Origin of the sequence: uncultured Bacteroides sp., assembly GCF_905207245.1 — a bacterium.
Classification (GTDB): Bacteria; Bacteroidota; Bacteroidia; order Bacteroidales; family Bacteroidaceae; genus Bacteroides.
Map to the genome: position 1 here is coordinate 1 of NZ_CAJLKP010000004.1, position 18,473 is coordinate 18,473.

The window sequence follows — 18,473 nt, forward strand, 5'->3', positions numbered from 1 at the left end:
AGCCGAAAGAGCGGCTGCAAACGGACTGCAAACAGTCTTATTTGAGAAGAAAGCCATTGGTGGAGTTTGTCTCAATGAGGGGTGTATTCCTACCAAGACTCTGCTCTACTCCGCCAAGTTGTGGGACAATATGAAAAGCGCATCGAAGTATGGCATTTCTGTGCCCGACGGTTCGGCGTTCGATATGCAGAAGATGATTGCCCGCAAGGATAAGATTGTGAAAAAGTTGACCGGCGGTGTGCAGATGACGGTCAACTCCTATGGTGCTGTCATTGTGCCTCACGAAGCTGTGATTGCGGGCGAAGCGGACGGACGCTTCCTGGTTTCGGCAGCGGGGGAGATGTACGAAGTAACCTATCTGTTGGTGTGTACCGGTTCCGATACGGTTATCCCGCCTATCAAAGGTCTGTCCGGGGTTGATTATTGGACGTCGAAAGAGGCCCTTGAGAGCACTGTGCTGCCATCTTCACTGGTCATCATCGGTGGCGGCGTCATCGGGATGGAATTTGCTTCTTTCTTCAACAGTATGGGCGTACAGGTGTATGTGGTCGAGATGATGCCCGAAGTGCTGGGCGCTATGGATAAAGAAACCAGCGGTATGTTGCGTTCGGAATATCAGAAGCACGGAGTTAAATTCCATCTGAATACAAAAGTGGTTGAGGTCAGTCCCGAAGGAGTCACTATTGAAAAGGATGACAAAACGTCGCTCATCGAGGCTGAAAAGATATTGGTCAGCGTAGGCCGGAAAGCCAACCTGCTGCAAGTGGGCTTGGATAAACTGAACATAGAACTGTTGCGTAACGGTGTGAAAGTGGATGAACACATGCTAACTTCCCATCCGCGGGTATATGCCTGTGGCGACATCACCGGACATTCTATGCTGGCACATACTGCCATTCGCGAAAGTGAGGTTGCCATCAATCATATTCTGGAGGTGGCAGACCGGATGAATTATGATTGTGTGCCGGGCGTAGTGTATACTAATCCCGAAGTGGCCGGTGTAGGTAAGACCGAAGAAGAACTGAAAAACGCCGGCATCAGTTATCATGTACAGAAATTGCCGATGGCCTATTCCGGCCGTTTCGTAGCCGAGAATGAACAGGGAAACGGGCTTTGCAAACTGATACTGGATGATGACGACCGGATAATAGGCTGCCACATGCTGGGCAATCCGGCTTCCGAGTTGATTGTACTTGCCGGAATTGCCGTGCAGCACGGATATACGGTAGAAGAATTTCAGAAGACTGTCTTCCCACACCCGACGGTCGGCGAAATCTTCCATGAAACACTCTTTGCATAATGTTCTGCATTGATAATCGCTGTACGGATATTTATTTTAATCTGGCAGCAGAGGAGTATTTGTTGAAGCAGAAGCGGGGCAACTTCTTTATGCTTTGGCAGTCGGAACCTTCCGTTGTGATAGGAAAGCATCAGAGTGTGGCGGCGGAGGTGGACGAAACGTTCTTGCACGAAAAAGGAATAGCATTGGCACGCCGTTTCTCCGGTGGAGGCGCCGTGTATCACGACCGGGGAAACATCAACCTGAGCTTTATTGAAACCAGGAAGCAACCGGATTTTGAATATTACCTGCAACTGGTGGTCGACTTCCTTGAGAAGGTGGGCATCGCGGCATATGCCGACCAGCGTCTGGGCATTTATGTGGACGAACGGAAAATATCGGGCAGTGCGCAGTGCATACACAAAGACCGGGTGATGTATCACTGTACTTTGTTGTTTTCCACCGATTTGGATGTGCTGAATGGTGCATTGAGCGGTCAGCCCGATGCAGAGAACCGCTTGCCGGGTTCCCGCACCTTACGTGCCGTACCTTCTGTGCGGAGCGAGGTGGCTAACGTAAAAGAGTTTTTGTCCGGGCCTATGGATGTCAAACGCTTTATGCATCTGCTTTTCCATTCATTCATAGATGATGACGATAACCGTATCTACCGCTTCTCCGCCGGAGATTTGGAAGCCATCGAACGGTTGAAGGCGGAGAAGTATGCTTCGCAGGAGTGGATATATCATAAATCCGCATTAACTTCTGCCTAAGTTAAAAAACTTACTATTCAGTTACTTGTTGTATATACATAATAACCCCCAAACCTAAAACTTAACTATATGTCGAGATTTGAAATAAAGATGCCTAAATTAGGCGAAAGTATAACCGAAGGTACCATCGTTTCGTGGTCGGTACAAGTAGGTGACATCGTTAAAGAAGATGATGTCTTGTTTGAAGTGAATACTGCTAAAGTCAGTGCGGAAGTACCCTCTCCGGTGGCAGGTAAAGTTGTCGAGATTTTATTTAAAGAAGGAGATACCGTAGCTGTGGGCACGGTGGTTGCCATCGTTAATATGGGCGATGAAGGTGGTGAAGAACCGCTTCAAAGCAGCCCGGAAATTATAAATGAAAAAGCTGAGGTGGCTCCTCCGGAAACTGCCTCGCCACAACAACTTCCCCAGGCGAAAGCTGTCCAATCGGAAGAAGCACGTTGGTATTCTCCCGTCGTTCTTCTGCTGGCTCGTGAGTTTGGTATCCGGCGGGAAGAACTGGATACTGTGCCGGGTACCGGATACCAGGGGCGCGTCAGTAAAAAGGATATCAGGAATTATATCGTCAGGAAGCAAAGAGGTAATGCGGCTGCTACTATAAAGTCTGCTGTGAAGCCGGCTTCTGCCACTACTTCCGAAGTGCATCACAATGCTCCTGCCCCTAATGTTCAGGCAACAGAGGGCGTGGAAGTGAAAGAAATGGACCGCGTGCGTAAGGTGATAGCAGACCACATGGTAATGTCGAAACATACTTCTCCTCATGTAACCAATGTGGTGGAAGTAGATGTAACCAAACTTGTGAAGTGGCGTGATAAGAATAAAGATGCTTTCTTCCGGAAGGAAGGTGTGAAACTCACCTATATGCCTGCCATTACCGAGGCTGTGGCAAAAGCATTGGTTGCCTATCCGCAAGTGAATGTTTCGGTGGAGGGATACAACATCCTGTTTAAGAAGCATATCAATATCGGCATTGCCGTTTCTCTGAATGACGGCAACCTGATTGTTCCTGTTGTCCGCGATGCCGATCGGCTGAACCTGAACGGACTTGCTGTAGCCATAGACTCTCTGGCTCTCAAAGCCCGTGACAACAAACTGATGCCCGATGATATTTCCGGAGGTACTTTCACGATAACCAACTTCGGTACGTTTAAGTCCCTGTTCGGTACGCCTATCATTAACCAACCCCAGGTAGCCATTCTGGGCGTGGGCTATATCGAGAAGAAACCTGCCGTAATAGAAACACCGGAAGGTGACGTAATTGCCATACGACATAAGATGTACCTATCCCTTTCCTATGATCACAGGGTGGTGGACGGTTCATTGGGCGGCAACTTCCTCTATTATATAAAGGAGTATCTGGAAAACTGGAAAGAATAAACTAACACCTTGACGAAAATGAAAAAGTATGATATAAAAACCACAGATGTGGAGCTTCTGAAGAAGTGGTATTACCTGATGACGTTGGGACGTGCACTCGATGAAAAAGCGCCTGCCTATCTGTTGCAATCTCTTGGCTGGTCCTTCCATGCACCGTATACCGGACATGACGGAATACAATTAGCCATCGGACAGGTGTTCACCAAAGGAGAAGATTTTCTCTTCCCTTACTATCGCGATATGCTTACCGCCCTTTCTGCCGGAATGACGGCTGAAGAACTGATATTGAATGGCATATCCAAAGCTACCGACCCCGGTAGCGGCGGACGCCACATGTCCAATCACTTTGCTAAACCCGAATGGCACATAGAGAACATCTCTTCGGCAACGGGTACGCACGACCTTCATGCCGCCGGTGTGGCCCGTGCCATGGTGTACTACAACCACAAAGGAGTGGTCATCACCTCACATGGTGAGTCTGCTTCTTCCGAAGGATTTGTTTACGAGGCTGTCAACGGTGCCAGTCTCGAGCGCCTGCCTGTTATCTTTGTATGGCAGGATAATGGATATGGCATATCCGTTCCGAAGAAAGACCAGACCGCAGCCCGTAAAGTGGCGGATAACTTTTCAGGTTTCAAGAACCTGAAGATTATCCATTGCAATGGAAAAGATGTGTTCGACTCCATGAATGCCATGACCGAAGCCCGTGAACATGCCTTGCTGAACCGGACTCCGGTTATTGTGCATGCCAATTGTGTCCGTATCGGTTCGCACTCCAATTCCGATAAACAAACATTGTATAGGGATGAGAATGAACTGGCTTATGTGAAAGAGGCTGACCCGTTGATGAAGTTCCGCCGGATGCTGTTACGCTACAAACGCCTCACCGAAGAAGAACTGAAGGAGATAGAAGAGCAGGCGAAGAAAGAGCTTATCTCGGCTAATCGCAAAGCGCTCACGGCTCCTGACCCCGATCCGAAAACCATTTTCGACTATGTGTTGCCGGAACCTTATGAACCGCAAAAATATAAGGACGGAACACACCATGAGACGGAAGGAGAGAAGAAATTTATGGTAACTGCCATCAATGAAACGTTGAAAGCGGAGTTTCGTCATAATCCCGATACTTTTATCTGGGGGCAGGATGTGGCAAACAGGGATAAAGGTGGTGTCTTCAATGTGACTAAAGGCATGCAACAGGAATTCGGTGAGCCCCGTGTGTTCAATGCGCCTATTGCTGAAGACTATATTGTGGGCACGGCCAATGGTATGAGCCGCTTTGACCCTAAAATTCGTGTAGTGATAGAAGGTGCTGAGTTTGCCGATTACTTCTGGCCTGCCGTGGAGCAATATGTGGAGTGTACGCATGAATACTGGCGCAGTAACGGAAAGTTTGTGCCTAATGTGACTTTGCGCCTGGCTTCCGGTGGATATATCGGTGGCGGACTGTATCATTCGCAGAATATTGAGGGAGCTTTGGCTACATTGCCCGGTGCCCGGATTGTCTGTCCTTCTTTTGCTGATGATGCCGCCGGACTGCTCCGCACAAGTATGCGCTCCAGAGGTTTCACTTTATTCCTCGAACCTAAGGCTTTATATAACTCGGTGGAAGCTTCAACTATCGTTCCCGATGATTTTGAAGTTCCGTTTGGCAAAGCGCGTATCCGCCGTGAAGGCTCTGATTTGAGTATCATTACTTATGGTAACACTACGCACTTTTGCTTGAATGTGGCCGAGCGCTTAGAGAAAGAAGGTGGTTGGAGTGTGGAAGTCATTGACATCCGTTCTCTTATCCCGTTGGATAAGGAAACCATCTATGAATCGGTGAAGAAAACGAGTAAGGCATTAATTGTGCACGAAGATAAAGTGTTTGCCGGCTTCGGTGGTGAAATTGCAGCCAGTATCGGTACGGATTTATTCCGCTATCTGGATGCGCCGGTGCAGCGGGTAGGTTCCACTTTTACCCCGGTTGGCTTTAATCCGATACTGGAACGCGCTATTCTGCCGGATGCAAATAAGATTTATGAAGTAGCCAGAAAACTGTTGGAATATTAATTAAAAACGAAGTAATTATGAAAGAGATAGGATTATTTTATGCAATGAATGCTGCCAAGACTTCTCATATAGCTGAAAAGATACGTGAGAAACTTGGGCATAAAGAAGTGGAAATGATATTGATAGAAAAGGCTTGGCAAAATGATTTCCAGGCTTATGACAACCTGATAGTGGGTGCCTCCACCTGGTTTGACGGTGAACTGCCCACCTACTGGGATGAAATGGTGCCGGAAATAGAAAGCCTCGATTTGAAAGGTAAGAAAGTGGCCCTCTTCGGACTTGGTGACCAGATAGGTTATCCCGATAACTTTGTGGACGGACTGGGTATCCTGGCTGAGGCTTTTGAGAAGGCGGGAGCTACGCTTGTAGGGTTCACCTCGGCAGAGGGATACTCGTTTAATCATTCAAGAGCCTTGCGCGATGGTAAATGGTGTGGGTTAGTGATTGATATAGAGAATCAGTCGAAGCTGACGGATAAGCGGATTGCTGATTGGTGCGAACAGTTGAAAGAAGAATTCTGATATAGGTTAAGGGGCTCTTTTAATAAGCCCCTTAACTATTTCTTATAATACCTTTATTCCGTCGGGAGCTTTGACCGTAGAAACTATTTTTCCATCAGTTCCTTTCACATGCTTGATGTAGACCACGCCTAATGGCGTGGGGAAAGTTCCTTCCGCCCATTCCAAATCTCCAAGATGAGGAGTGATGCGTAGAGTCTTACAACCTGCATCCACTATCTCGACGCCTAAAATATGCTGTGTCATCCAAGGAGTAGGCCCGGAAGCCCATCCATGGCAGAAACTGTGGCGGAAACTGGGATAACAATAATCACCAAAGTCTCCGTGAATATCGTCTTTGCCTTCGGGGACGAAATCATCCAGTCTGGCTGCATTATGTGTCCAGTCCAGATTGAAATCTTCCCAGAAAGTGGTTGCTCCCAAATCTAACATTCCACCCCAATACTGGCGGATAATGTCGAGAGCCTGTTGATATTCGCCTGCTTGCGCAAGGGCCTGCAACATGTAATAACCATAAAAAGTGGAGAAGTCCTTTGCGCCACCTACTGAGATCACTTCGCTGCATGCTTGCTCAGGTTTCATTAATCCTGCGATGGACATCAGTGCGGCTGCTTGTTTCAAACCGTTAGGCTGTTTTATCTGCTTTTTCAGTCGCTTGGAGATGGCACGGCATTTTTTTGCATGTTCCTGTTCTTCCAGTAGATTGCATAATATCTCTGCATCTTTCAAGGCCCAGCCAAGCAATGCTCTGCATCCTGCTTCAACCCCCGGCTGATTAGGACTTGACGGCCAATCCAGAAAACGTTGTTTTGCCAGATTCTCATTGCCTTCCTCGTCTACGCACTCATCAATACGGTCGATTACTCTGGTTATGTAAGCACGGTGGTGACGTAGAAAATCGATATCTCCATTATGCATGTACCATTCATGCTGGATAATCAGATACCACATCGAATAAGTACTGATTCCATTCAGCCATTGGGGCAGGGGGAACTGCTCGCAAGCCAGGTCTATGCTCTTGTTTACTACTTCGTTATGCCCGAATACGCTCATAATGGTTGCTACTTCGGGGTGCATGTCGCCCAGCCATATCAGGCGGTCACGCTTTATGCCATCCCATAAATATTCCTGCATATTCAGGTGAACGGTGTATGCTCCTGTCATCCATATATCATTCAGACGCTGATCGTTGCAACGGAATGAACCCAGATAAGGGATATTCCGGTAGCGGAAAATAGCGGGTACTTCTTTCAGGTACATAGTTGTATTGGGGGATAGACAGTCGATACGGATAAAACGGAATCCGGTGCTTCCTATTTCTATTTGTCCGTCACTTGGAACCTGCATAGTCATATCACGCATGGCATGGTCGTTTGTGGAATATCCCTTTCTCCGTTTGCCGCCATCATTTTGGCTACAGGCTTCACTTACGGATTCTCCGAAACGAATGCGTATCGAGGCGGGCCGCCAGGGCTTTGCCGAACCCAATACAAGTTTTAAGCCTCCGTGCAATTCCCGTCCATAGTCCAGTAGGATAGAGGCGGTATCACTTTCTGTGGTATGCATGGAGCACATATTCCTCCTACCAAGTTCTGTTTGCCCGGTCCCAGGGAGAAGCAGGACTTCTGTATTGTTGACTAAAGAGTCATTGCTAATCCACATGACCTTCTGGGGAGGTATATATAGGCGTGTTATTTCATCTGGATGGATGTTCAGGCTGTCTGCACCAAAAACGAGAGGAATGTAAGTTTGGGCTTTTGCTACTCCTGCTACGCATAAAGCTATTGCTGTTATTGCTATTCTTATCATATAAATTCTTTATTACTGTCGTTTACTTAACTTAAAGCAATCAATATCCGGTGCCCATCCGAAGTTGTTTCCCATACGGATTACGTTGTTACCGGCTACTAAAATTACAGGAATGGTTACGGATGTTACTTTTTCTTTGTTGCTGCTATTCAGGTCTTTTATTTCTGTCTTTGTTCCATTTACAGATACTTCCAGTTTCCTGTTTTTGTCGCAGCTATAATAGATAGTCATATCATATTCGCCTCCTTTCTCACTGTACACTTCTTTCCATTCGGCAATATTTTCTTCACTGCCTCCGATATTTGATACTTTCATCTTGCCGGAACAAGCCGGAGATGCGGCATAGAATATCTGTTTAGGCTTCTTTCCCAAGTCATCATAGCAAGGCAGATAGGCCCATTCTGCTTCATAAAGAGTCGGTTCAAGGCGCTTTTCTGCTTCCAATCTCCATATTGCAACACTATGTGGAGGAACTGATAACCGGATGCAGTCTGTCATATTTCCCAAATCCTTGCATTGTATTACATCGCGGACTTTTACCGTTCCCCCCATCTCCAGTTTTTCGAAAGGAACATCGAAATTATATACAGTATCCGATGGATTATACAGAGCTATGGCACGCACAAGTCCCCGCTTTTGCTCAAGGTCTTTCACTAATACATATTCTTCATTCTCATGCTGTACCACGTAGGCCTGTAGTCCTAACTGATCCTGATTCAGTGCTATCAATTCTTTGTTTTTCAGTAAAGCCAATGAAGTTTCAGGAATGGTTGTCATATCGCAACCAATAAGAAGGGGCGAACTCATGATACACCACATTCCAAAATGTACTTCTTCCTCTTCCTGCTTCAATCCGCGACCGACTTCCAGCATGTCCATATCATTATAATGCCCTTCACCGGCATAAGCTGATAAATAGAGATTCTTTCGGATAATGTTCTTCACGGATTCCCAGCGGGGACGTATATCCGGACTGATGCGCCAGGAGCGCGCCATGTTTTTTGCCCAAGTACCAGGGAAAGCCCATCGGCAAATATTAATGGAAACATCGGTGCGTCCGGTATTCTTGATTGCTTCGCAAATGGTTGTGTAGCGCTTTTCTTCATCAAGCCCTAATTCTCTGCCACCGCAATAGTCTATCTTGATGAAGTCATAGTTCCATTCTTTCAGATAAAGGTCCATATCCTGCTGCTCGTGCCCGTAGAGGCCGGAGCCTATTCCGTTGGCATCATCGTCGTAAATAGAACCACAGGTGTTGTCGCCTGCATCCGAATAGATACCTGCTTTCAGACCTAATGAATGGATGTAGTCGGATATAGGTCTCATTCCATTAGGAAAGCGTTCGGGATGTGCATGCATCTTTCCGGTTTCATCTCGCCAGCCGAAAAATCCGTCATCTACGTTTATATATAGATAACCGGCGTCTTTCAACCCATGAGCAACCAAAGCATCTGCTTGTTTCTTTATCAACTCTTCATTGATATTCACATGGTAGGTGTTCCAAGAACTCCAACCCATCAGAGGTGGTGGAAAGGATTCCGGTGTCTTTTCTTCGTGGGTTGATGTACAAGAACTTGTAGCGAGTATAAGAGCCAGAAGCCCCCCTGTCATTAAATGTCTTTTCATGAATATTCTTACTTTTATGTCCGAAAGTTAATCAATTAATTTGAATTTGTATATGTCTGCCTTCCTTAATTCATAGCTGTCTTTAGCCGAAGGGTTCCTTTTAAATTGTTTGAAGTTACTCCCAGTTTTACTTCACCTGCTTTCCGATTACTGCGGAGGATAATTTGCATACGTCCTTGATGCATCCGTTTGGTAGTGATGCCATTGAAAAGAGCTAAAGGTACATTTACCAGAGGGGCCTTCTCCTGCACATTCTGATATTGTGCCATAATTGCACTGCCTGGAATAAGCATTGACAGTAAAGTAATAAGAATGTTTTTTATTGAGTACATAATTATATAAAAAGATTCAAGTCGAATAAATTCAACTGATTAATATCATATGGTTATGATTGATATTTATCATTATCCAAATGTCGGAACTTTAAGAAGGTTAGGGAATGTATTCCAGTTCAAAAAACTGTATTTTTGTACAGAAGGTACTAGCAAGCTATAAATTAGTATATGCCTGTATAATTTAGCTCATAATGGTGATGTATACACCTTAAACAAAAAATGAGGGCACTTTAAGCCCTCATTTTTTGTTTGCTATTTCAATAAGTGTCAGAATACTTCTCCTGGCTGAGGCCAGTTTGGGGTAGGTATGTGCATCTTTTGCATTTCTAGATCGAATTCTCTTACCATTTCCGGGTGTTTTTCTGCAAGATTGTTTGTTTCTTCCGGATCCTCTTTCAAGTTATACAATTCTAAAGGTTGGTTAGGTCTGATGGTTACACATTTCCAATCTCCTTTTCTGGCGGCACGTTGTTTACCCGGGAATTCCCAATATAGTAAGCGGTTGTCTGTATCAACCTGTTTTCCATAAAAGAGAGGCAAGATGTTTATGCCATTGATATGTTTTGGCAAGTATGCTGTCCCCTTAGCCAATGCGGCTAATGTAGGCATTACATCAGGAAAATAGATGATGTTGTCAAGTGTCTGTACAGGTACTTTCCCGGGTTGGTTCACGATGAAAGGCACTCTGATTCCTCCTTCGTAGAGCATTCCTTTCCGGCCTTTGAAACCTGCGTTGCAATTCAAAACTTTAATGGGGGCTTGAATGGCGGCTCCATTGTCCGAGGCAAAAATAATCAGAGTGTTCTTCCGCAGGTTGAGTTGTTCGAGTTTATCCAATAACCGTCCGATGGCAGCATCCATGTGAGTTATTAGCGAGGCGTATCGCTTGGTGTCCGGCTCCCATGTTTCTTGTCCTTCATACCATCCGGTTTGGTCAATGTTATACGGTTCATGAGGAGCATCGAATGCTAAGTAGAGGAAGAATGGGTTGTCTTTATTTCTTTGAATGAAGGCAATGGCATCATTGGTGCTCAAATCATTGTTGTGGATGCCATGTTTCCCATCTGCATTTTCAGGGATATGAATGAGCGAGTCGCCGTGAAAACGGTAATAGGGATAATAATAAGGAGAATTGCTGTGTACGGTAGAGATAGTCCATCCATAAAACTCGTCAAATCCGCGATGATTAGGTGAGGCTTCTTTGTCGTATCCGTCCAAGTGCCATTTGTTTACCAGGCAAGTCCGATAGCCTGCCGCACTCAGTACGGTGGCGATGGTCGTGTCTTGTTGCAACAGGTTGGCTCTTCGGACGATGGTAGAATCACCATTCGGATTTATCTTGACTCCGGCAATTCCCCCGGCTGTACACATATTATCCCTTATACGGGTATTTCCTGTGTTTTTGCCTGTCATCAATGCGCATCTTGATGGCGAACTGATGCCGCTTCCTGCATAGCATTGGTTAAACCGTGTTCCTGTTTCGGCTAATTGATCAATATTCGGAGTTTTCACATATTGATTTCCATAACAGGACAAGTCGCCATATCCCATATCATCAGCTAAGATGAAAATGATGTTCGGTTTATCAGGGCTTACTTCTCCATTCTTGTCACTGGCAAAGATTATTTGCGGTAATATTATGCCAGCAGCACATAGGCTGCTGGCAAGAAGATTCTTTTTCATGTTTTATAGGTTGTTAATATAATTCGTTCTGTTTCCAGTCTCCCGATAGTTGAATTTGGTCATAAGGAATCCCAAACAGGATAGCGGCAGATGAACCCGTCCACTTCCATGTGCCGGGAGTGCCGGTGACATCGGATGCATTGCTTACGGTCATGCCATTATTACCGGACTGAAGAGTGGGATTGAGTCCTTGTGTACGGTGGGCAAAGTGTTTTTCCATCACTTCCGTAATTCTTCCTTTCCGAACCAAGTCATACCACCTGTGCCCCTCGAAACATAACTCTAACATTCTTTCATTTTCGATGGCTATATCCATCTCTTCCCGTGTAGTGGCTGTTGTATTGGCCAGTCCGGCACGCGCCCTCACTTGATTCAGGTAGTTGGAGGCAGATTCGGGAGTTCCTGTTTCATTCAGGCACTCAGCGTACATCAACAATACATCTGCAAAGCGGTATATAATGTTGTCGTTGCCGCATGCGCAGGTTGTCATACCTTCATTCCCGAAATCGAAGTATTTCAATGTGACAGGGAGATAAGTGTATCCTTCTTGAGTTACATCCACTTCTTCGCTGGCTACCGATACATATTCATTTGTGTAAATTCCGTTATAGACTAACTTTTGGAAACGTTGGTCATTGTTGTTAGCTTTAAATTCATTGTAAAGCTCCCATGTCATCAGCATACAACTGGTGCCCTGTGAAGTGGTAATGGTCGATTTTGTCCCGTCCGGATAGATATAGGCGGGCTGGGTAGATGGCGTAGCAGCCGGAATGGAGCGTCCCATCAGCGGATTGGCCACCACCGTTGCACCATTGTTGTATTGCGCCGCAAAAATGATCTCTTTTCCCATGGGATTATTCGAGGCATAGATTCGTAGGACATCACTTTCCAAACCAAGTCGTTCACTATTTTGATTGGCATAGGTTAGTATGTTTTCTATAGACTTTTGGGCCGAGGTGAAATCTTGTAATGTCATGTAGACATCCGCCTGCATGGTATAGGCTGCTATTTTTGTTGCCCGTCCCTTCATATTGTCGGCGGAATAGTTCTCGGGAAGGTTATTTATGGCCTTTGTCAAATCTTCTTTTATTAGGCTGTAGACTTCGTCCACGCTACTGCGTCCATAACTGTAGAGGGTGGAGTAGTCCTCAATTGGCATTTTAGTAATAGGTACCGGTCCAAAAAGCCTTACGAGCGTAAAATAAGCGTAGGCCCTGAGGAAGCTGGCCTCACCTTCGTATTGCGTCCTGTTTGCTGCAGTAGCATTGTCCAGTTTCAGGAGTACGTTGTTGCAGCGGTTTATCATATTGAAACAATGTTCCCATATCTCACTGGTGATTCCTAATGTTGCGTCCCATGTACTTTCGTTCAGGTTGATATGATCCACAGAATTGTTTTTCTTGTAGTCGTATCCTTCGTCCGTAGCCAGGCTATTGACGTAGTTGACATTTAAGGTAATGTCCTGCAAATGATAATAACCATTGAAGAGTATATTTTGCAATTCGGTATCGTTTTTCAGATAAGTTTCCATCTGCATGGAATCGGTAGGATAGCGATCGAAAAAGTTGTCACTACAAGCAGTATAGACAAGGCTTGTCATGGAAATGATTGCAAGTGATATTAGTTTATTGAAAGTTTTCATGCTACTACGTTATTTTTAAAAGTTAAAATTAAGGCCGAAAGTAAAGGTGCGTGAGATGGGATACCCACCGAAGTCCACACCATTGTTTGTGGCGGAGTTTCCCTCATAGTTTGCTTCCACGGAATACCCCGGATATTTATCAAAAGTCCACAGATTCTGTACATTGGCACTGATGCGCAACCCCTCTATACCTATTGTTTTACAGAACTTCTTTGGCAATGTATATCCGAGGGATATATTGCGGATACGCAGGAAGTCCGCATCATAAAGGTATCTTGTGGAGGGTCCGATATTGCTGCCCAAGTTGTTAGTACCGGCTTTGTGCGATGTACCGTTTCCGGTATTAGTTGGTGATATCCAACGCCCCAGCCCGGACTCTGCCAGCACATTGTCATCGTAGCGGTTCAGTGAGAAGGCGCGTGCTGCCGCATAAATTACATTACCGCCACATTGCCCGTCGATAGTAACAGCCAAGTCAAGGTCTTTATACTTAAAAGTATTATTCCAGCCAAAGGTGAAGTCCGGTTGATAGTTTCCTACCAACTGATAGTCATTGACGTCAATAGTACCATCTTTCTTGTAGTCTTCAAAAATTAAGTCGCCAATGCCTTGTGTACCGTTTGTGGCATATTTGGCCAAGTCTTCCTCTGTGTTAAATGTTCCTATTACTTTGAGCATATACATGTCACCCATTGGTCGTCCTACGTAGTTCCTTATCACATTGCTCCATTTGGTACCTGCTTTTGCGTTGGCAAGTTGGTTTTGGTTATTGGCAAGCGACAGAATCTTATTGTTGTTCTTTGACCAACTGAGTGTTGTTTCCCAAGAAAATTCTCCTTTGAATGGGGTAGCGGAGACTTGAATTTCTATACCTTTATTCTCTATTTGTCCGGCATTCATGTAGACGCTGCCTGATATACCGTTGAAGTTGGGGATATTAGCCGGCATCACGATGTCACTGGTTCTCTTATAGAAATCCACAACGACATTAAGAGCATTAAATATGCCGATGTCGAATCCTAAATCTATCTGTTTATTCTTTTCCCATCCTAACTGCCTGTTTGAATAGCCGCTGGGGTAGTAGGTAGATATGGCTGTATTGCCGAATACCACATTTGGGTCGGAACTAATGCTGGATATCCATGCGTAGTCGTTGCCTATCTGATCATTGCCTGTCACCCCATAGCTGGCACGGAGTTTGGCAATATTGAGCCAGCTTATGTTTTTCATAAACTCTTCTTCCGTTAGGTTCCATGCCAATGATCCGGAGTAGAACCATCCGGCACGTTTGTCCGGTCCGAACTTACTGGAACGGTCGCGCCGGACAGAACCCGAAAAAACGTATTTATAGTTATAGTCATAAACTACACGTGCAAACATGGCATCGAACACATAGTTTGAGTAATTGGAAGACCCTGTCCACAGTGCCGCGCCGTTTACATTGGTGATGGATGTATTGTTATAGGCGATAGGGTTATCGGAGTCTGTCCGATCATCCTGCTGCACATCAAAGTCGCTATTGTATTCGAAGTCATATCCAATCATGGCATTCAAGTGATGCTTTTCGTTGAACATGACATCGTAAGTCGCCGTAGTAGACCAATAGGTGTTATAGCCGAAACCGGACATACGATAGCCATCAATGCTGGTTAAATCAGGTGTAGATTTGTTGCCTGTGTACTTCTTGCCCAGCAGATAAGCGGATTGGTAGTAGTCTTTCTTGGCAGAGTTGGTTGTGAAGTTTATCGATGAGCGCAATGTCAATCCCTTAATAGGCTTCACTTCAAGATAAGCATTGGACATCGTGCGGATGGACCATGCGTCATTCCGATTTTCCATCAAATTCGCAACGGGATTTCGGAGTTGATTATTGAGGCCTAAGCCGGCATAATGCTGTGCTATTTGAGTATAATCCCCATTAGGCTGATAAACAGGAAGTATAGGTGGCATTGATAATGCTTGGGCGATTACACCTGTTACATCTTCGGTATTTCCACCTGTTGGCTGCTGAATGCGTTTCTTACTATAAGTCGTGTTCAAGTTTACGCCAAGTTTTACCTTTTTGGATAGATTAGCTTCAAATCCTCCTTTTATTCCCGTTCTGCGATAGTAAGAGTTCAGTAAAATACCATCTTCGTTTTGGTAGTTTGCAGAGAAGTTGTATTTCAAGGTTTCTGTTCCTCCTGTTATAGTGGTGTTACCTCTATAATTCAGTGCATTGCGGAAGATGGCATCCTGCCAGTTCGTATTCGTATAGTTTCCGCTCTCTCTCATCTGAACCAGTTGAGGAAAGTCTTGAATGGTTCCGTTGTTTGTACGGGCTTCAATAATCATATCCATATAGTCATTGGCTTCGAGTACATCTACATAGCTTTGAGCTTCGCTCCATCCCACCTGTGTGGAGAAACTAACTTTGGCTTTTCCTGTTTGACCTTGTTTGGTAGTGACAATAATTACGCCGTTACCTGCCTTGGAACCATAGATTGCAGATGAAGCCGCGTCTTTCAATATTTGGATGTCGGCAATATCCGCAGGGTTGATGTTGTTGAAAAGTTCTGCGTCTGTTGTCGGGTAGCCGTCAATGACGAATAGAGGGTCGTTTCCGCTATTGATAGAGCCGGAGCCACGAACGCGAATAGCCGGTGCGGCACCCGGTTCACCACTGATTTGTTGTAAAGTGATGCCTGATGACATACCTACAAGACTTTGCGATATATTCGATGTCGGCATATCAGAAATCTTTCCACCTTTTACAGTTGAGATTGCGGTGGATACCGAACGTTTCTGTATGGCACCATAGCCTACTACCACTACCTCGTCCAGCGTCTCAGTGTCTTCTTCTAATACAATAATAAGTTCTTGGTTTTTGTCTGCGTTGATTTCTTGTGTGATATAGCCTATATAAGAAATGATTATCGTTCCTTGGCTGTTCAGTTGCAGACTAAAGTTTCCGTCAAGGTCAGAGACTGTACCGTTTGCAGTTCCTTTTTCAATGATTGTTGCACCGGTAATAGGAATACCGGCTTTGTCTTTCACAACTCCCTTTATTTTATTGGCCTGCTGATTACCTTCTCCTGCCTTTGCCTTACTCATCAGCATGATGTTCTTGCCTTCCATGGCATAATAAATATCAGTTCCTTCGAACACTTTATTCAGCACTTCGGCCACCGATTTGTTCTCTGCATTTACCTGAACAGTGCGTTTCAGATTGATTTCGTTCACCTTGTACACGAACAAATAATCTGTCTGCTTTTCTATCTCATGGATAACTTTATCTGTCGATATCTTATCTGCCACAACAGTCACTTTCATCGTCTGGGAATAAGTTACTGTGGCAAAGGCAGTTCCGACAAATATAAACAAGATTAAGGCTGTGATTTTCATAATATGGAATAAATGTTTAATTTCTACAATAGATTCCTGATACAATATATTTTTCATATATTTGCATTACTAATTTTAGGTTTATACTTAAGATTATTAGGGAAAAGCAGTCAATGCATAATTGACTTATCCATGGGATGGTGTTGGCGCACTGTCCCATTTCTTTTTATTCGGGGTGTGTTACTTCATAGGCAAAATTGTATTAGAGGGTTAATTAATGGTGATTACATTCTTCTCGTCATCTTTTTTGTAGGTGAATTTATTATTCAGCTTTAATACCTTTAATACATGTTCAACCCCATCTCCGGTTCTAAACTTGCCGGTATAGCGATTGTTCAGTATTTTAGTATTGTTTACAACGATGTCAACTCCATAATATAGCTTTAGCTTTTCCAGCATATCCTTTACGGATACGTTATTGAAGCAAATAAGGCCTTCGCGCCACAAGAAGTGGTCCGGGTCTTTAATCCGTTCTTTAATCAGCCGGTTTTCTTTCAAACTGGCCATTGTATTCGGTTCCAACTTCATCCCATTCATGGTAGCACCAGGGCTTAAGATTTCTACTGCTCCTTCCAGCAGTGCTGTTTCCCAGATACTGTCTGTTGCATACGCCATTACATTGAATTCTGTACCCAATACCTTGACGCTGCATTTGTTTGTTTCTACAATGAAAGGTTGTTCTGTATTCTTAGTCACTGCAAAGTAGCCTTCACCGTCCAGCTTCACATTTCGGATATCGCCGGTAAAGTTTCCCGGAAAAGTCAATGTACTCAGCGAGTTCAGCCATACTTTAGTGCCGTCTGCCAACATGAGTTCGGCTCGTTGTCCGGCAGGTACGTGTATGGATTGAAGTGATTCACTTTGCTCTATAGAATGTTTTTCGAACCAAAAGTGTGTACCCAGTAGAATGACTGCAAATATTGCTGCGATTTTTGCCGCTTCTATCCATAGTGTGCGCAATGAGAATATCTTCTTGGGTTGCCTTTTCTCTTCTGCAATCGGTGCTGTGCGCCATAATGCAATGTCATACAACTTGCGTTGTGCCATGTATTCACGCATATTCTCCGGGCTTTCTTGCATCCATTCGGTGACGTGCTGCTTTTCGGCTTCGGTGGCATTGCCGGATATATATTTCTGGAGTAATTCAGTATTCATGCTTTATGCTATTTTATATATTAACGACTAAGTAGAAGACAACCCTAAATGGAGATTGAAAAAAATGAAAGAAATCTCATTTTTGCACTCTGGAATGACGTAGAAACACGGGGATTCTAATAATAGAAGAAAAAATAAAACAGGGGAAGATAGTCTTTTAAGGTGATCCGTAATGCCTTTAATGCTTTTGATATATGATATTCCACTCCCTTTACGGAAATCCCCATCAGTTCGGCTATTTCCTTATTGGACTTGTTCTCGAACCGGCTTAGTAGAAATATCCGTCGGGTTTGTTCAGGGATTAATTTCAATGTTTCCCGGATGATACTTTCCACTTCATCCGAGAATATTTCATTGGGATCGCATGACTCTAAAGTTGAAATACGAATAGAAAGTTCCTGTTGATGCCAATCGGCCATAGATTCAAAAGCCGTGCGTTTGACTTCTTCGTGCTTTAGGTAGTCCAAAGCTTTATTCTTCAATATGGTAAGTAGGAGAGGCTCTATATAGTCGATCTGTTCTGTTTTTAGTTTCTCCCATAATTTAATCAACGACTCAGAAGCAATATCTTCTGCTGCCAAATCATCATGAACATATGATTTGGCAAAGAAGAATGACTTCTTGTAATAAGAAGTGTATATCTCATTAAAAGAATTTACGATAGCATTGCTCATTGGTATGTCAGTTGTGCTTTTCATTATGTACATTAAAAAGGTATAGCAAAGTTAGCAATAAACATCCATATAACTTTATGCACTGTTGGAAAATCATTTGCTTTGATAATGATATTTTATTAATGTGCTATCTATCAGCGAACTGCATTTACCGACAAGTTGCTCC

The 18,473-nt window shown here is 44.4% G+C and carries 13 protein-coding genes; 5 read left to right on the forward strand and 8 right to left on the reverse strand.

Features of this window, described 5'->3' with window-relative positions:
- The 5 genes from lpdA to QZ135_RS02170 form a co-directional block, all read left to right on the forward strand.
- On the forward strand, positions 1-1,300 hold a 1,300-nt coding region (lpdA, locus tag QZ135_RS02150; protein ID WP_294605522.1), incomplete at its 5' end, for a dihydrolipoyl dehydrogenase.
- Positions 1,300-2,049 (forward strand): lipoate--protein ligase family protein, encoded by a 750-nt coding sequence (locus tag QZ135_RS02155; RefSeq protein ID WP_294605524.1) that lies wholly within the window; start codon positions 1,300-1,302, stop codon positions 2,047-2,049. The genes lpdA and QZ135_RS02155, both read left to right, overlap by 1 nt.
- 69 nt (positions 2,050-2,118) lie before the next feature.
- Entirely contained in the window at positions 2,119-3,426 is a 1,308-nt protein-coding gene (locus QZ135_RS02160; RefSeq protein WP_294605526.1) for a dihydrolipoamide acetyltransferase family protein, read from the forward strand.
- Between the two features lie 18 nt (positions 3,427-3,444).
- Complete coding sequence (locus QZ135_RS02165) at positions 3,445-5,481, forward strand: alpha-ketoacid dehydrogenase subunit alpha/beta (RefSeq protein ID WP_294605528.1); 2,037 nt, start codon at positions 3,445-3,447, stop codon at positions 5,479-5,481.
- A 17-nt stretch (positions 5,482-5,498) separates the two neighbouring features.
- Entirely contained in the window at positions 5,499-6,002 is a 504-nt protein-coding gene (locus tag QZ135_RS02170; protein ID WP_294605531.1) for a flavodoxin, read from the forward strand.
- A 42-nt stretch (positions 6,003-6,044) separates the two neighbouring features.
- Here QZ135_RS02170 and QZ135_RS02175 read toward each other — a convergent pair whose 3' ends face one another.
- From QZ135_RS02175 to QZ135_RS02210, 8 genes are all read right to left on the reverse strand, one after another.
- Entirely contained in the window at positions 6,045-7,808 is a 1,764-nt protein-coding gene (locus QZ135_RS02175) for an alpha-L-rhamnosidase (RefSeq protein WP_294605532.1), read from the reverse strand.
- Positions 7,809-7,820: 12 nt separating this feature from the next.
- A complete protein-coding gene (locus QZ135_RS02180; RefSeq protein ID WP_294605534.1) occupies positions 7,821-9,434 on the reverse strand; it encodes an alpha-galactosidase in 1,614 nt (537 codons plus the stop codon).
- Between the two features lie 65 nt (positions 9,435-9,499).
- The gene (locus QZ135_RS02185) at positions 9,500-9,766 is read right to left on the reverse strand and encodes a hypothetical protein (RefSeq protein ID WP_294605536.1); all 267 of its coding nucleotides are present in this window, start codon (positions 9,764-9,766) and stop codon (positions 9,500-9,502) included.
- Positions 9,767-10,036: 270 nt separating this feature from the next.
- The gene (locus QZ135_RS02190) at positions 10,037-11,452 is read right to left on the reverse strand and encodes a sulfatase-like hydrolase/transferase (protein ID WP_294605538.1); all 1,416 of its coding nucleotides are present in this window, start codon (positions 11,450-11,452) and stop codon (positions 10,037-10,039) included.
- Between the two features lie 13 nt (positions 11,453-11,465).
- Entirely contained in the window at positions 11,466-13,094 is a 1,629-nt protein-coding gene (locus tag QZ135_RS02195; RefSeq protein ID WP_294605540.1) for a RagB/SusD family nutrient uptake outer membrane protein, read from the reverse strand.
- A 15-nt stretch (positions 13,095-13,109) separates the two neighbouring features.
- Positions 13,110-16,406: a TonB-dependent receptor gene (locus tag QZ135_RS02200; RefSeq protein ID WP_308757849.1), complete on the reverse strand. Its 3,297-nt coding sequence runs from the start codon at positions 16,404-16,406 to the stop codon at positions 13,110-13,112.
- A 282-nt stretch (positions 16,407-16,688) separates the two neighbouring features.
- Positions 16,689-17,633, reverse strand: coding sequence for a FecR domain-containing protein (locus tag QZ135_RS02205; RefSeq protein WP_294605544.1), 945 nt, complete (start codon positions 17,631-17,633; stop codon positions 16,689-16,691).
- Between the two features lie 116 nt (positions 17,634-17,749).
- Positions 17,750-18,331 carry an RNA polymerase sigma-70 factor gene (locus QZ135_RS02210; RefSeq protein ID WP_294605546.1) on the reverse strand — a complete coding sequence of 194 codons (582 nt, stop codon included), beginning with the start codon at positions 18,329-18,331 and terminating at the stop codon, positions 17,750-17,752.
- Between the last annotated feature and the right edge of the window lie 142 nt (positions 18,332-18,473).

What these genes read in the sequence shown, in the direction of transcription:
- QZ135_RS02170 (WP_294605531.1), top strand. Translation starts at nt 5,499, where the DNA reads ATGAAAGAGATAGGATTATTTTATGCAATGAATGCTGCCAAGACTTCT.
- QZ135_RS02180 (WP_294605534.1), bottom strand. Translation starts at nt 9,434, where the DNA reads ATGAAAAGACATTTAATGACAGGGGGGCTTCTGGCTCTTATACTCGCT.
- QZ135_RS02160 (WP_294605526.1), top strand. Translation starts at nt 2,119, where the DNA reads ATGTCGAGATTTGAAATAAAGATGCCTAAATTAGGCGAAAGTATAACC.
- QZ135_RS02205 (WP_294605544.1), bottom strand. Translation starts at nt 17,633, where the DNA reads ATGAATACTGAATTACTCCAGAAATATATATCCGGCAATGCCACCGAA.
- QZ135_RS02155 (WP_294605524.1), top strand. Translation starts at nt 1,300, where the DNA reads ATGTTCTGCATTGATAATCGCTGTACGGATATTTATTTTAATCTGGCA.
- QZ135_RS02175 (WP_294605532.1), bottom strand. Translation starts at nt 7,808, where the DNA reads ATGATAAGAATAGCAATAACAGCAATAGCTTTATGCGTAGCAGGAGTA.
- QZ135_RS02165 (WP_294605528.1), top strand. Translation starts at nt 3,445, where the DNA reads ATGAAAAAGTATGATATAAAAACCACAGATGTGGAGCTTCTGAAGAAG.
- QZ135_RS02200 (WP_308757849.1), bottom strand. Translation starts at nt 16,406, where the DNA reads ATGAAAGTGACTGTTGTGGCAGATAAGATATCGACAGATAAAGTTATC.
- QZ135_RS02195 (WP_294605540.1), bottom strand. Translation starts at nt 13,094, where the DNA reads ATGAAAACTTTCAATAAACTAATATCACTTGCAATCATTTCCATGACA.
- QZ135_RS02210 (WP_294605546.1), bottom strand. Translation starts at nt 18,331, where the DNA reads ATGAAAAGCACAACTGACATACCAATGAGCAATGCTATCGTAAATTCT.
- QZ135_RS02190 (WP_294605538.1), bottom strand. Translation starts at nt 11,452, where the DNA reads ATGAAAAAGAATCTTCTTGCCAGCAGCCTATGTGCTGCTGGCATAATA.
- QZ135_RS02185 (WP_294605536.1), bottom strand. Translation starts at nt 9,766, where the DNA reads ATGTACTCAATAAAAAACATTCTTATTACTTTACTGTCAATGCTTATT.